General features: G+C 71.1%; 14 protein-coding genes. 7 read left to right on the top strand and 7 right to left on the bottom strand.

Translation table 11 applies throughout. The features are described from left to right. Window positions 1-329: 329 nt before the first annotated feature. The 4 genes from KGA66_RS25020 to KGA66_RS25005 all read right to left on the bottom strand — a co-directional run bounded on the left by KGA66_RS25020 (window position 330) and on the right by KGA66_RS25005 (window position 2004). Window positions 330-692 carry a NifB/NifX family molybdenum-iron cluster-binding protein gene (locus tag KGA66_RS25020; protein WP_246508636.1) on the bottom strand — a complete coding sequence of 121 codons (363 nt, stop codon included), beginning with the start codon at window positions 690-692 and terminating at the stop codon, window positions 330-332. 5 nt (window positions 693-697) lie between these two features. Next, the gene (locus tag KGA66_RS25015; protein WP_211471298.1) at window positions 698-967 is read right to left on the bottom strand and encodes a hypothetical protein; all 270 of its coding nucleotides are present in this window, start codon (window positions 965-967) and stop codon (window positions 698-700) included. Continuing rightward, on the bottom strand, window positions 949-1635 hold the full coding sequence (locus tag KGA66_RS25010) for a peroxiredoxin (RefSeq protein WP_211471296.1): 687 nt from the start codon (window positions 1633-1635) through the stop codon (window positions 949-951). Before KGA66_RS25010 ends, KGA66_RS25015 begins: the two co-directional genes overlap by 19 nt. A 141-nt stretch (window positions 1636-1776) precedes the next feature. Continuing rightward, window positions 1777-2004, bottom strand: a complete 228-nt coding sequence (locus tag KGA66_RS25005; RefSeq protein ID WP_211471294.1) for a YgaP-like transmembrane domain — start codon at window positions 2002-2004, stop codon at window positions 1777-1779. Window positions 2005-2372: 368 nt separating this feature from the next. Between KGA66_RS25005 and KGA66_RS25000 the strand changes: the two genes are divergently transcribed. Together KGA66_RS25000 and KGA66_RS24995 are read left to right on the top strand one after the other, a co-directional pair. Further along, window positions 2373-3491 carry a metallophosphoesterase family protein gene (locus KGA66_RS25000; protein WP_211471292.1) on the top strand — a complete coding sequence of 373 codons (1119 nt, stop codon included), beginning with the start codon at window positions 2373-2375 and terminating at the stop codon, window positions 3489-3491. Window positions 3492-4234: 743 nt separating this feature from the next. Further along, window positions 4235-5572 carry an NRAMP family divalent metal transporter gene (locus KGA66_RS24995; protein ID WP_211471290.1) on the top strand — a complete coding sequence of 446 codons (1338 nt, stop codon included), beginning with the start codon at window positions 4235-4237 and terminating at the stop codon, window positions 5570-5572. 26 nt (window positions 5573-5598) lie between these two features. Here the strand turns inward: KGA66_RS24995 and KGA66_RS24990 are convergent, their stop codons facing one another. After that, a complete protein-coding gene (locus KGA66_RS24990; RefSeq protein WP_211471288.1) occupies window positions 5599-6423 on the bottom strand; it encodes a sulfocyanin-like copper-binding protein in 825 nt (274 codons plus the stop codon). Window positions 6424-6609: 186 nt separating this feature from the next. Here KGA66_RS24990 and KGA66_RS24985 point away from each other — a divergent pair, with 186 nt between their 5' ends. From KGA66_RS24985 to KGA66_RS24975, 3 genes are all read left to right on the top strand, one after another. Beyond that, window positions 6610-7305, top strand: coding sequence for a response regulator transcription factor (locus KGA66_RS24985; protein ID WP_369015958.1), 696 nt, complete (start codon window positions 6610-6612; stop codon window positions 7303-7305). A 19-nt stretch (window positions 7306-7324) separates the two neighbouring features. Beyond that, window positions 7325-8758 carry a sensor histidine kinase gene (locus KGA66_RS30530; RefSeq protein ID WP_211471284.1) on the top strand — a complete coding sequence of 478 codons (1434 nt, stop codon included), beginning with the start codon at window positions 7325-7327 and terminating at the stop codon, window positions 8756-8758. A gap of 235 nt (window positions 8759-8993) precedes the next feature. Continuing rightward, window positions 8994-9644, top strand: coding sequence for a phosphatase PAP2 family protein (locus tag KGA66_RS24975; RefSeq protein WP_211471282.1), 651 nt, complete (start codon window positions 8994-8996; stop codon window positions 9642-9644). Between the two features lie 57 nt (window positions 9645-9701). On the opposite strand, the gene KGA66_RS24970 is transcribed toward KGA66_RS24975, so the two are convergent. Continuing rightward, window positions 9702-10436, bottom strand: coding sequence for a hypothetical protein (locus KGA66_RS24970; protein ID WP_211471280.1), 735 nt, complete (start codon window positions 10434-10436; stop codon window positions 9702-9704). Between the two features lie 179 nt (window positions 10437-10615). Then, complete coding sequence (locus KGA66_RS24965) at window positions 10616-10996, bottom strand: DUF190 domain-containing protein (RefSeq protein ID WP_211471302.1); 381 nt, start codon at window positions 10994-10996, stop codon at window positions 10616-10618. Between the two features lie 620 nt (window positions 10997-11616). Between KGA66_RS24965 and KGA66_RS24960 the strand changes: the two genes are divergently transcribed. Both KGA66_RS24960 and KGA66_RS24955 read left to right on the top strand, forming a co-directional pair. Continuing rightward, window positions 11617-12471 (top strand): PP2C family protein-serine/threonine phosphatase, encoded by an 855-nt coding sequence (locus KGA66_RS24960; protein WP_211471278.1) that lies wholly within the window; start codon window positions 11617-11619, stop codon window positions 12469-12471. Continuing rightward, on the top strand, window positions 12468-13457 hold a 990-nt coding region (locus KGA66_RS24955; protein WP_211471276.1), incomplete at its 3' end, for a hypothetical protein. The genes KGA66_RS24960 and KGA66_RS24955, both read left to right, overlap by 4 nt.

Genomic DNA, 13457 nt, shown 5'->3' with positions numbered 1-13457 from the left:
GGGTCGGGCGCCGGGGGAAGCGGCGAGTGCGAGCGATCGCCGGGACGGTCCGCCTCGATGGCGCCGTTGTCGGCCCGGTGCGCGTTGCGGCGATTCACCGCTGGCTGCGGCTGCGGCTGCGGATCTGAGTGGCGTTGTGACAACACGGGATGCCTCCGCGCTTATACCCAATGGGGTATGTTGTCCAACGCCGTACGCGAGCATCGCATTCCGCGCGGAACCCGAGGCGTGACAGCAGCCGGCGTTCGCGGAAGCCGGTTCGGATCGCCCTACGCGCACGGTGCAGGTGCGGCCGTGGCGCGCACCGCGGCCGCGTGCCCTGAGTTGGATCAGCCCGTCCCGGGTGGCCGGTGCGTGGCCTCGTCGTGATCGAGGCCGGCGGCTGCCGCTGCGCCCTGCTTCGCCGGCCCGCTCGCGCCGAGATACACGGTCACGCCCATGGTGTGCAGCATCCGCTGCATGCCGGGGCCCATGTGTCCGGCGACCACGGTCTCGACGTGGTGCTCGCGGATGAACCGGGCGATCCGCGCGTGGTGGGCGCCTTCCGTGCCCGTGTCGTGCAGGGCGTCCCAGGAGACTTCGTATTCCTGCCAGTCGCGGATCGTTTCGGGGTCCGCCTGTGCGATCGCGACTCGCCGGGCTTTGCCCCAGCGCGGGTCGATCGCACCGTCGCCGGTCACGGGGATGCACATGGTCGTCACGGCGCGGGTTCCTTTCCCGCGACATGGACGCGGTCGGCGACATGGACGCGGTCGGCGGCCTGGAAGCGGCCGGCCGACTCGGTGACCAGGCCGGCCTGTGTGAGTTCTCGCAGGGCGCTGCGCACCCGGAACACCGGCAGGCCGGTCGTGTCAGCCACCTGTTGTGCCGTTGACGGCGTCGCCGCGGCGGAGAGGATGGCGCGGCCCGACGCGGTCACGGTGCCTGTCGCGGTGATGCAGGCCATGGTCAGACCTTCTTCGTGCACAGATACCAGTCGATGCACTCGTACTCGCCGGCGTCGCTCTCGGCCACGCGTTCGGCGGCCTGCTCGGTGGTCGCCGGGGCCGGCACGATCACGCGCTCGCCCGGCCGCCAGCCGGCCGGGGTGGCCACGTGATGGGTGTCGGCCGCCTGCAGCGCGTCGATCAGGCGCACGATCTCCTGCAGGTTGCGCCCGGTGGTCGGCGGATAGTAGATCATCGCCCTTACAACGGCCCGCGGGTCGATCACGAAGACGCAGCGCGCCGTCTCGGTCGCGCTCTCGCCCGGCATGACCATCCCGTAGGCGGTCGCGACCTTGCGGTCCAGGTCGGCGATCACCGGGAACGGGATCGCCACGCCGGTCTTCTCCTGGATGTTGCGCACCCAGGCGATGTGCGAGTACACGCTGTCGATCGAGAGGCCCAGCAGTTCGGTGCCGCGTTCGCGCAACTGCGGGTAGATCTCCGCGAAGCCGATGAACTCGGTGGTGCACACCGGGGTGAAGTCCGCCGGGTGGGAGAAGAGCACCAGCCAGCCGCCCTCGTAATCGGCCAGGCGTAGCACTCCGTGCGTGGTGACCGCCTCGAAATCGGGAGCCGGCTCGCCAAGGCGCGGCAGACCGACGCCCCTGACGACCTGCTCGTCCGGCACGTCGCGCTCGATCACCGACATGAAAATCGCCTCCACTGCTCGCCGGACTCAACTCCTCAACCCTTCCCCCCGCCGGGCAGTCGCGGACAGAGGCCAAAGTCCCGCGGGCCCGGTCGAAGGTCATGCGGTGTGCCGCGCTGCCGCGCCGCGCACGCCCTCGGGTCAGTGGGCGTGCAGCTTCGCCCGCAGCGACGGGCCGCCCAGCGGCAGGTGGGCGAGCGGCGCGAACAGGCAGAAGTCGAACGTAGCGGCGGCCAACGGGGCCAGACCGACGACGGCCAGTGCCCACCATCCGCCGCCCAGCGCGACACCCGCCACGATCAGTGCGACGCCGGCCACGCCGCGCGTGATCCGTCCGGCGCGGCTTGCCAGGAATGCGAAGAACTCCACGGTCGTCCTCCTCGATGCGAGCCGTCTCCCGGCGGCACCGGGAACGGCGGGGTGGTCCACTCGCCAGCATGCCCCCGGGGGTATATGAAGCGTAGGGCCGGTCGGCCCGGATCGCGGGTGGCTTGAGGCCCGGTGCGCCGCATGGAACCGCTACGCGCGTGTACCTCTGTGTATGCGTATACGTGTGCGCATGCGCGCCGAGATTGCCGTCCGGAAGCAGCATTGTTCGCCGATTCTTCGATCCGTGTTCGCCTCGCGGCGCGTGTGGCGCCGTAGCTTCCTACTGACTTTGCCCGCCGCGCGAGGAAAGAGCCGTGTTGAAAAGAGTCAGACGAGCGTCCTTTACCGTTCCGATCGTCTTCGTTGTCGTGTTGGGCGCGGCGGGGGCCGCGGTCGCGTACCCGCATTCGTCGAACGACTGGCCCTACGGGCAGACGCCGCGGCACGACGGGCGGACCTACACGCTGGCGGTCGTCGGCGACATCGCCTGTGAGCCCGACACCGCCGAGAACGCGGGCACGCCCGCGGCGCTCAAGTGCGGTAGCGCGAGCCTCGGCGGCCTGTCGGCCGAGTACGCGACCGCCGGGCAGGCGGACTCGATGCACCCTGATCTGGTCGCTCTGCTCGGCGACGAGCAGTACGAGGTGGGCAAGCTCAGCGACTTCGAACAGTCTTTCGAACAGGCCTGGGGCGGGCTGAAGATGCTTGAGCGGCCCGCGCCCGGCAACCACGAGTACTACGCCTACACCGGTCACGGCGACAAGGAAGCCGGCCAGAACGGCGCCGGCTACTTCGGCTACTTCAACGGCCACGATCAGAACGGGGTTCCCTACGCGCAGGGACAGGCCGGCGAGGACGCCGGAGACAATCAGGGCTGGTATTCGTACGACATCGGGAACTGGCACGTCATCTCGCTGAACATCGAATGCAGGTCGGCCGCGTTCGGCAACGACTGCTCCACCACCGGCAACGGGATGCTGGCTCGCGAGACGCAGTGGTTGGCCGCGGACCTGCACGCCGATCACGCGCGCTGCACGCTGGCCTACTGGCACCAGCCCACGTTCAGCGCGAGCACGGATGCCGCGGATCCGACGGCGCCGGGAGTCGACTCGATCGAGGGAACCGCCGCGGACTCGTGGTGGAAGCTGCTCTACGCCGCGCACGCCTCGCTGATCCTCAACGGCCACGAGCACCTCTACGCGCGGTTCCGCCCGATGGACCCGAGCGGGAACTTCGATCCGGGCAACGGCATCCCGCAGATCACGGTCGGCACCGGTGGTGAGGGCCTGGACACGGTCGCCACCGACAACGGTTCATACCACAACCCCAACGTCGTGACCGCGCAGGACCAAGCCTTCGGCGTGATGAACCTCCAGCTCAAGCCCGGCGGCTACACGTGGGACTACCGGCCGGTGCAGGCCGGCCCCGGGTTCGGCGCCACTGCGCTGGACTACCGCGATTCCGGCTCCGGCAGCTGTCGCGGATAGCGGTCCGCCCTCCGCTGCCGGCACTCGAAAGTCGGCAATCGGCGCTCGGCGCTCGGCGATCAGGCCGGTTTGTCAGACCGGCGCGCACACCGCGTTCGCGCAACGGCCGGTTCGGGTGCGGCGGGTCACTTCCGCCGCACCCGAATGCGACTCGTCTACTGCGGGCACTGCGATCACCCGGAGAAGATCTCAGAGCACGTAAATCCTCTGGCTGATCAGCCGATCGCGCATGGTGGCAGGGCCCTGGCGGACTCGGGTTCGGGCCGGGCATGCGCCGCGCCGTCTCGGCTACCGCGTCGCGAGGCAGGCCGTTCTTCAACGTCCACAGCGGCCTGGCCGCGGCTCGGTTCACGTCCGCGTGTCGCCGCGCGATGGAACCGTTGTCGGTCTGTGCTGTGTCCACGTGCCCGTGGAGACGGCTGACGAGGTCCGCGCCTCGGTTGCCGCCGCCGAGACCGCCCCGGGGCTCAGGTCCCGAGCCGGTGCGCTGTTTTCCCCGCGGCTCCCGACGCCCGGCCCCTGCGACACCCGCCGGGCCGCACCTCCCCCGACCGGTGGCGAGCAGCCATGACGGCGGCGGGGTGCCGCAGCGCCCAACGCGCAGTGCGCACCACCCCGCACCGGGCAACAAGTCCCTACGGCAGCAACTAAGGTAAGGCTTACCTTAGTTGTCCAGGGTCGCCGCTCCGCGACGCGGACGAGCGCCCCGTGGACCCAGGCAGTCGGCGGGAATGAGGACACTGATGGCGGACGAGGTCGTCGGCACCGCGGCCGGGCCGGGGCCGGCGGGCGCGCAGCGCGGGGTCGGCGCCGTGGCGGCGGCGCGCTCATGGCATCGACGGCGAGGACCGGGGCCGAAACCGGGACGGGGACCGGGGCCGTTGGTGGTCTGGGGACCGGGGCTGGTGGTGATGCTCGCCGACACCGACGCCGGCTCCCTGATCACCGCGTCGCAGTCCGGCGCGAGGTTCGGTTACGCGATGATCCTTCCCCAGCTGATCCTGATCCCGATCCTCTACGTGGTCCAGGAGATCACCGTGCGGCTCGGCATCGTCACCGGCCAGGGCCACGGCGCGCTGATCCGCGCCCGGTTCGGCCGCGGCTGGGCGCTGCTGTCGGCCGGCACCCTGCTGGTCTCGGTGATCGGGGCGCTGCTCACCGAGTTCGCCGGGATCGCCGGTGTCGGACAGATGTTCGGCGTGCCCACGGCGGTCACCGTCCCGCTCGTCACCGTCTTCCTGCTCGCCCTCGCGCTCACCGGCAGCTACGGCCGGGTCGAACGGATCGGAATCGCGCTGGGCCTGGCGGAACTCGCCTTTCTCGCGGCGGCGCTCGCCAGCCACCCGGACCCCGGCTCGCTGGTGCGCGGGCTGGGGTCGGCGCCACTGGGCGATCGTTCCTACGTGCTGCTGCTGGCCGCGAACACCGGAGCGGTGATCATGCCGTGGATGGTGTTCTACCAGCAGGGAGCCGTGATCGACAAAAGGCTGTCGATCACGGCGCTGCGCCGGGCCCGCCAGGACACCGCCTTCGGCGCGGTGCTCACCCAGCTGATCATGATCGCGGTCCTGGTCGCGGTGGCCGCCACGCTCACGGCCCGCCCCGGCGCCGCGCTGAACTCGGTTGGCCAGATCGCCGCGGCGCTGACGCCCTACCTCGGGCACGCGGCCGGCACCGTGCTGTTCGGCCTGGGCATGCTCGGGGCCGCGCTGGTCGCCGCGATCGTCTCCTCGCTGGCCGGCGCGTGGGGGCTGGCGGAGGTCTTCGGCTGGCAGCACACCCTCAACAGCCGGCCCGGTCGGCGTACCGCAGGGTTCTACCTAACCTATGCGGCGATCCACATCACGGGCGCGGTCCTCGTGCTGGCCAGCGTCGACCTGGTCCGGCTCGCGGTGGATGTGGAGGTCATCAACGCGCTTCTGCTACCGGTCGTGCTCGGCTTCCTGCTGGTCCTCGAAGCCAAGGCGCTCCCCGCCGGATGGCGGATGCACGGCCCGCGCAAGTACCTGGCCTGGGCGCTGTGTCTGGTGGTGATCGCCTTCGGTCTGTACATGGCCCCGGCCACGCTCGGCTGGGTGTGACGGCCGAGATCTGCCGGCGCGGGATGTCAGCGCACGGTGAAGGTGGCGTGCATGCCCTGCTGGGGGTGGCCGGGGATGGGGCACAGGTAGGTGTAGCTGCCTGAAGTGGTGGCGGTGAAGCTGGTCGTGGCGGTGGGGGCGCCTGAGCCGTCGGCCTCGCCCAGGGCCCAGATGGCCGCGCCGGGGAAGGCCGCGGCGGAGGTCATCATCGGCATCCAGGAGGTGCCGGCGGCGCTGGTGGCGGTGACCAGGACGCCGTGGGCCATGTCGGTGTCGGCGTTGACCAGGTGCAGGGTGACGTGGGCACCGGCCGGGACGACGATCTCGGGGTTGGTCAGCCCGGCGGCTTCGAAGGAGTACATGTTCTTCTCGTCCGCCCCGGCCACGACGGTGAGCGCGACGGTGTCGCCGGTGAAGGTCAGCCGGTTGCGCGCGGCGTCCACCGAGGCGCCGGGCGGGATCGCGGCCGCGTCGGCGGCGGCCTGGGCGGCGCTCTCGCGCGGCCCGGAAACGTTCGCCGGCATGCGGCCCATTACCGCGCCCATGTCGGTGCCCGCGGAGCTGCTGCCCATCATCCCCACGCCGTTGGCGCCCATCATGCCGGCCGCGCCTGCGCCGCCGGTCCAGCCGTTCATCATTCCGTTGCCGCCGCCGGTCCAGCCACCCATCATGCCGCCGTATCCGGCGGTGCCCGGGTTCGTGCTCGTCGAGTAGGTACCGGCGCCGTTCCGCGTCATTGCGTTGCCGCCGCCACCCGCGGCGGCCGAGACCGGGCCGGTGGCGAGCACGACGCCGGCGGTGGCGGTGGCGCCGATGGTCAGGATCGCGGCGAGTTTCGCGGTGCGCTTCATGGGTCTTGGCTCCTTCGGTCCGCTCCGGCCGCTCCGGCGCGACACGTTCACCGTGCCGCCGCGGCGAGGCGGCCGTGTGGCGCGCGTGTGGAGACGGTGTGGAGGCCGCGCTCGGGACTTTGCGCACCGCGCGCCCGGGACCTTCGCGGGTGATCGGGAGGCCGCTGGTGCCGGTATATCTGGGATATGGGCTTGACCGTGCTCGTGGTCGAAGACGAGAAGCAGATCCGTGATGTGCTGCGCCGTTACCTGGAGCGCGAGGGTTTCGCGGTGCTGGCCACCGGCTCCGGTGCGCAGGCGATCGAACTGCTCTCCGGCGGCGCGGTCGATCTGGCGGTGCTCGACCTGGGCCTGCCCGATGTCGACGGCACTGAGGTGTTGCGATTCGCCCGCGCGCAGACGCACACCCCGGTGCTGGTGCTCACCGCGCGCAACGCCGTCGAGGACCGGGTCGCGGGGCTGCGGATGGGCGCTGACGACTACGTGACCAAGCCGTTCAGCCCGACCGAGGTGGTGCTTCGGGTGCGCGCGGTGCTGGGCCGCACGCAGGGTGCGCAGCGGGGCGAGGAGTCGGCGGCCGGCTACGGCGGCGGTCGGTTACGCATCGACGACGCCCGGCACGAGGTGGTCTTCGACGGTGCGCGGGTGGAGTTGACCGCCACCGAGTGGGGGCTGCTGACCGCGCTTGCCGCGGTTCCCGGCCGGGTGTACTCGCGCTATGAGCTGGTCAACCGGGTGCTCGGCTACGAGTTCTCCGGCTATGAACGCACCATCGACTCACACGTGAAGAACCTCAGGCACAAGCTCGGATCGGCGGGTACCGAGGTGATCGAGACAGTGGTCGGCGTCGGCTATCGGCTGGGGCTGGACCGTGATCGGTAAGGTCGGCGGGAGCAGACCGGTGCGCGTGGGGCCGCTCGGGCCGCTCGGGCCGCTCGGGCCGCTGGGGCGGCGGCTGTTCGCAGCCTTCGCCGCCGTCGCCCTGGCCTCGGTGGCGCTGCTCGCGTTCGCGGCGATCGTGGCGGCGAACCGCGGGATCGACACGGCGCGGCAGAGCGACCGGCAGAGTGTGGCGACACGAGCGGCCGCGGCGGCGGCCGACGCGTACCGCGCCGCGAACGGATGGCCGGGCGCGCAGTTGGGGGCTGCGCAGTCGATCGCCGACGGCGCCGGTGCCGGGCTCACCGTGGCGGACAGCGCGGGCCGGACCGTCTACTCGGCCGCCGCCTCGTCGATGATGGGCGGGACCATGACGGGGATGGGGCCCGGCATGACGAACGCGATGACCGGCTCGGGGCCCAGCGCGAGCGCCGCGGTGCTCGCCTCCGGCCGCGAGGTGGGGTCCGTGCGGTTGTTCTTCGCCGCGGCGGCGAGCCGCGGGCGGGCGCTCAGCTGGCCTTTGGTGCTGGCCGCCGCCCTCGCCGCGCTGGCTCTCGCGCTGGCGGTCAGCTGGTATGTCACCCGCCGGGTCACCCGTCCGATCATGCGCGTCGCCCGCGCCGCCGAGACGATCGCCGCCGGGGACCGTTCCGCCCGCGCGCGGCTGTCGGCGCCCGGTGAGCTCGGTGAGCTGGCCGGCGCCTTCGACACCATGGCTGAGGATCTTGAGCGTGCGGAGCGCTCCCGGCGCAACCTCGCCGCGGACGTCGCCCACGAACTGCGCACGCCACTGGCCGCGCTGCAGGCCGGGCTGGAAGAGTTGCGCGACGGCTACGCGACGCCCGGCGTCGAGCAGTTGGCCGCGTTGCACGACCAGGCACTGCGCCTCGGGCGCATCGTCGGGGACCTGGGCGAGCTGTCCGAGGCCGAGTCCGGCGCGCTGTCGCTGCACCGGTCCGACATGGATGTCAATAAGTTAGCCCAGGAGGCGGTGATGCAACGCGAACCGCAGTTGCGCGCCGCCGGGCTGAGCACGAGCACGCGCTTGCACCCCGGTCCGTTGGTCGTGTCCGGTGATCCCGACCGACTGCATCAGGCGCTGGGCAACGTGCTGAGCAACGCGGCGCGTTATTGCCGACCCGGGGACACGGTCACCGTCACCACCGCGCAGGAGGACGGCCGGGTCCGCATAGAGGTGGCGGATACCGGGCCGGGCATCGCGCCGCAGGATCTGCCCCGCGTCTTCGACCGGTTCTGGCGCGGACGCGACAGCCGCGCCGTCGGCGGTACCGGCATCGGCCTGGCCGTCGTCAGGGAACTGATCACCGCGCACGGCGGCACGGTCACCGCCGAATCAGAACCCGGACGTGGAACCCGCCTCATCCTCCGACTGCCGAAAGCCGATGACTCGCGGCCCGGCCGTACCATCGCTGTACCCCGCTCCGCGCGCTCCTGAGCCTGGGCGTCGGGTGGCGCCCGGGAGCTTGAACGCTCAGCGGCCGCCACACCGCGGAACTTCTACCCGCCGGGACACTGGCCCGACTCGGGTGGACTGCGCACCGAGGCGCCCGCCGGCACTGTTGCCAAACCCTGACACACCGGCGCGCCCCTGCCGTTCATGCGGCATCCATCCGGCCTCTACAATCCTGTAAAAGTTTTACATGGTTGTAGATTAGAGAGAGCCGCCGCGTATGACCGCAACCGCCGCCGTCGCCCCTGCCGCCGTCTCGACCGTTACCAGCGCCGACGACGGCTGGTACCGCGACATCACCTCCTTCGCCCAGCACACCGCGTATCTCCATGCTCTGATGACCGCGTACACGACGGCGAGCTTCGGTCTGCTGGGCCTGCTGGCCCTGTACGCGTGGTGGCGGGCACGGCGTAACGCGGACCGCACCGCCATGGCCGCGGTCGCCTGGACCGGGATCGGCACCGCCGTGGCGGTCGCCGCCGGATTGGCGCTCAAGCAGGTGTTCGCCGAAGCCCGCCCCTGTCTGGCGATGCACGTGGCCACCGTTCAACCGTGTCCCGGCCCGACCGACTACTCCTTCCCCTCCGACCACACCACCGTCGCCGTGGCACTGGCGGCGGGACTGCTGCTCGCCGAGCGCGGGCTCGGCCTGATCGCGGCGGCCCTCGCGCTGCTCGAAGGCTTCTCGCGGGTCTACCTCGGCCAGCACTACCCGCACGACGTGGCGGCCGGACTGATCCTCAGCGTCCTGATCCTGATGGCATGCTGGCCGCTCGTCCGCAGGCCTCTGATCCGCCTGCTGGCGGTACTGGAGACCACCCGCCTGCGCCCCGTGCTGACCACCGGGCCCATGGCCGTGCCCGAGAAGTAGCATCGGCGCTTCGGCCCCGAAAACAGCGGCGGCCCGACCCGACCCGACCCGGACCGGCTACAGGCCCAGCCTCCCGGTCATGAAAAAGGTGCCTGACACGATGCTTCCGGAGGCCGGTGGATGATCGAACCCGCCGCCGCTCACCGCGACGTCCAGTTCGATCGCTGCGATCGTACGCACCTTGAGATGATGGAAGGCGCCGCCGGTCCGGGTGTTGGTCTTGGTCTGCGCCTGCAGCACCCGCCCGGCGAACATCGCCCGCGCGGCCGGGGTCCAGCCGTCCGAAGTCCGGCCGGGCGGGAACAACCCGGACGGGATGAGGAAATCGGCCGCGAACTTCGCTCTGCCGTCCTGCTGCGCCGCGTAGTACGCGTCCTCGTCGGCGTGCACGTCGATCTGCTCGGCGAGCGCCGCGAGCGTCAGCGCGCCGGACTCCAGCCGCCCGCCCCGCGCAGACAGCACGCTGCGGTCCTCCAGCTCGACCGCGAGCGGGCAGATCGGCTCGCCGTGTCCGTCGAGCAGTTCCAGGGTCGCGGTCTCCGCGTCGGTCATCCGTACGTTGCGGACCGGGACCGCGGCGCAGGACCCGGCAAGGCACGGCATGGCCAGCTCGATTCCGCCGCCATCGGTCTGCGCGACCAGCCGCGCGCCGGACGGATCGGTCCAGGTGTGATCGCTGATGCGCGCGCTCACCCGGCGCACCTCGCCGGCCGTGACGAGCGCGACCACCAGTTCGGCGAACTGCTCCCGGCCACCGACCGCCATCCCGACCGCCTCGAAATGGTTCGCCATCGCCCCACCCGCCCTCCGAACGCACTGATGCGCGGTATCCGCCCGCGCACTGTGCCCGTCGGTGGCCGAAGGAGTCAACACGATTGCGGCTCCTGAGGTCTCAGCGCGGGAACACTCCAGCGGACCCGAACCGGACCCGAGCCCGGAACCGGACCCGAACCGGCGCCGCGGCCCGGGCGCTATCCGGATTCCGCGATACCCGGGTGCGCCCGGTCGGCGCGCTCGTGGCGGCGGCCGACGTATTTGATGACATCGACCTCGTCGATCATCACCAGGCCCTCGTCCACGATCTCGTCGAGCTGCGGGAGGAAGGCGCGGATGCGTTCGGCGTCGTCCACGATGACGATCACCAGCGGCAGGTCCTCGGTCAGGCTCAGGATGCGGGTGGTGTGGATGTGGGTCGACGCGCCGTAGCCCTCGATGCCGCGCAGCACGGTGGCGCCGGCCAGGCCGGCCTTGTGCGCGCGGTGGACGATCTCGGTGTAGACCGGGTGGTGGTGAAACTGGTCGGTCTCGCCGACGAAGATGGTCAGGCGCAGCGCGGGTCCGTGCAGCCTCATGCGGTCCTCCAGCGTGTACGACGGCTGATGATGGGCGAGCGTCGTCGACATCGTGGGGGAGGGACCGTTGGCAGGCCACGTCCGGCCGAGGTGACAGCGAGCCATTGCGCCGTATCGACGCCAGCGTAGCGCGCCGCGAAAGCACACCCGAGGCAAAGCTCCGCCGACGCCGGCTGATCACCCGGACGGGTGCTCCCGCCGACGCCGCCGGTTCCCCGCCGCGAGCGGTGGGACCTCTCGGTCCAGCCGCTTTTTCCTGAAGCGGTCGTGCGATCTGCGCCCGTGTTCCCGCAACGATGACGTCTGCCTCGTTCAGGCCGCTCGATGAGCAGAAGCCGATGACATCCGCGCCACACCGGGCCGAGGGCCTCGCGTGAAATCGTCGTCAGGCCGCACGGCCTAGTAAGACGATTATAACGGGACGGTCACCGGGGCTGCGATTTTCGGCAGAAAGGGCCGTGGCGCCGCTGTCCACAGGCTACGTTTGCTGAAGCTTGCGGATTCGTGCTCAGGGGAGAGGCCATGACGATGCGGCAGGAGTTCGACGCGCCCGAAATCGGCGCGCGGTCCGGGTGGGCTGGAAAGTATCGCAGTGTTCTGCATGTGCAGTCCGTGGCGTCGTGCTGACGGTCCGCTCGGCGGCGGCGACCGACATCGGGCGGGTGCGCAAGCACAACGAGGACAACGCCTTCGTGGGCACGAAGGTGTTCGTCGTCGCCGACGGAATGGGCGGTCACGCGGCCGGGGACCTCGCCAGTGCGCTGGCCGTGGCGCGCCTTCGTCGGCTCGATGAGGTGAACTGTCTCGACGCCGAGACGTTGCGCGCCCACCTGGCGCTCGCGAACGCCGATATTCTCGACACGGCCGAAGCCGATCCGCAGCGCGAGGGCATGGGCACGACTGTCGCCGGGCTCGGATTGACCTCGATCGCCGGCACGTACCACTGGCTCGTGTTCAATGTCGGTGACTGCCGCGTTTACCGCTACGGCGGGGGCGAACTGGCGCAGCTGACCATCGATCACACGGAGGTCGCCGAGCTCGTCGCGGCCGGAAAGCTTACCGCCGAGCAGGCGTGGGCACATCCGCGCCGCAACGTGGTGACGCGCGCGCTCGGTGCGGATCCCGCGCCGCCGGCTGACGTGTGGATCGTGCCGGCCGGCCGCGGTGAACGGTTCGTGGTCTGCTCCGACGGCCTTCCGCTGGAGGTCGCGGACGCACAGCTTGCGCAGACCCTGGACGCACTGCCCGAGGCCGCCGCCGCCGCTGCCGCGCTGGTGCGGCAGGCGGTCGCAGCCGGGGGACGGGACAACGTCACGGTGATCGTGGTCGATACTGCGCAGCAGGAAGGCGGCGGCGCCGGTTTGGCCGCCGAGGACGCGGGCGGCGCTCACGACGCGAGTGACGACACCGTGCCGCGGGAGAACCTGGGTTCCGGTTCCGGTTCCGGTTCGGGTTCCGGGACGGTGGCGCTGTGAACCGGCAGGGCCCGGTGCCGACGGACCCGGCGTCGGCGTCGACTCTCTCGGTTCCGGTCGGTTATCGGCCCGGTGGGTGCGTCGCGCTCGTGGTGCCGGGTATCTCGCTGCTGCTGGCGGTGCCCGCGGACGAGCCGCTGGTGGCCGAGTGCTGGGAGACGATCAGGGATGCCGCGGGCGCTCATGGGCCCGGCGTGCGGCAGCGCACGCAGCGGCTGCTCGACCTGTTGAAGGGCACGAACTCGCAGGGCGAGGCTATCGGGTTCGCGCTGGTCGCCACCGAGCAGGGCTGGAGCAGGGTCGCGGGCAGCGGCGGCATCGCGGTTCGGGCCCAGCCCGCCGCCGAAGCGGGCGTGGACCCGTTGATCTGGTCCGCCGGCAGCGGTCAGCAGAATTGGAGCCTGCCTTCGCAGGTGGGTGCCTTCGCGATCGGTGATCTGGCGGGTTCGACGGCTGCCGGGCCCGCGCCGGTGACTTATCCGCTCGTCGCGGGCGTGGTGATGGCGGGCGGCATCGCGGCGGGACGGTTGCCGGGCGACGGGGCCGTCAGCGGCAGCGATCCAGCCGCGCAATCACAAGAGGCTGATCTCAGAGATACTCGCCGTGCCTTCTTTCCGAAGGGCGCCGGCGCTGTGCCGCGCGGCCCCCAGGTGTCGCAGCAGGGTTCGGCGACGCCGGCCGAGCCGGTCGGCGCGCGTCAAGACGCAGGCGGCACGCGGGTTGTGCAGTCGATCGGATTTGCGGCTCTCGGTTCGGCGCCTCAGCGTGCCAGCGGTCCGAGTGCCACAGACGACGAAGCCGTGCGTGAGCAGGCCCGGCTGAAGTCGGCGGGGCCGATCCAGACTGTGCCGATCCAGACTGCGCCAATTCAGACTGCGCCAATTCAGACTGTGCCGGTCACGCCGCGGCCCTCGTCACTGTCTGCAGCGCCGGCGCCCTTCGGAAAGAAGGCACGGCGAGTATCTCTGAGATCAGCCTCTTGTGAT

Origin of the sequence: Actinocrinis puniceicyclus (assembly GCF_018283645.1) — a bacterium.
In the GTDB taxonomy this organism is placed as follows: domain Bacteria; phylum Actinomycetota; class Actinomycetes; order Streptomycetales; family Catenulisporaceae; genus Actinocrinis; species Actinocrinis puniceicyclus.
This window is presented reverse-complemented; position numbering and strand designations above follow the sequence as displayed.

What these genes read in the sequence shown, in the direction of transcription:
- KGA66_RS25010 (WP_211471296.1), bottom strand. Translation starts at nt 1,635, where the DNA reads ATGTCGGTGATCGAGCGCGACGTGCCGGACGAGCAGGTCGTCAGGGGC.
- KGA66_RS24995 (WP_211471290.1), top strand. Translation starts at nt 4,235, where the DNA reads ATGGCGGACGAGGTCGTCGGCACCGCGGCCGGGCCGGGGCCGGCGGGC.
- KGA66_RS24970 (WP_211471280.1), bottom strand. Translation starts at nt 10,436, where the DNA reads ATGGCGAACCATTTCGAGGCGGTCGGGATGGCGGTCGGTGGCCGGGAG.
- KGA66_RS24965 (WP_211471302.1), bottom strand. Translation starts at nt 10,996, where the DNA reads ATGAGGCTGCACGGACCCGCGCTGCGCCTGACCATCTTCGTCGGCGAG.
- KGA66_RS24990 (WP_211471288.1), bottom strand. Translation starts at nt 6,423, where the DNA reads ATGAAGCGCACCGCGAAACTCGCCGCGATCCTGACCATCGGCGCCACC.
- KGA66_RS24975 (WP_211471282.1), top strand. Translation starts at nt 8,994, where the DNA reads ATGACCGCAACCGCCGCCGTCGCCCCTGCCGCCGTCTCGACCGTTACC.
- KGA66_RS25020 (WP_246508636.1), bottom strand. Translation starts at nt 692, where the DNA reads ATGTGCATCCCCGTGACCGGCGACGGTGCGATCGACCCGCGCTGGGGC.
- KGA66_RS24985 (WP_369015958.1), top strand. Translation starts at nt 6,610, where the DNA reads ATGGGCTTGACCGTGCTCGTGGTCGAAGACGAGAAGCAGATCCGTGAT.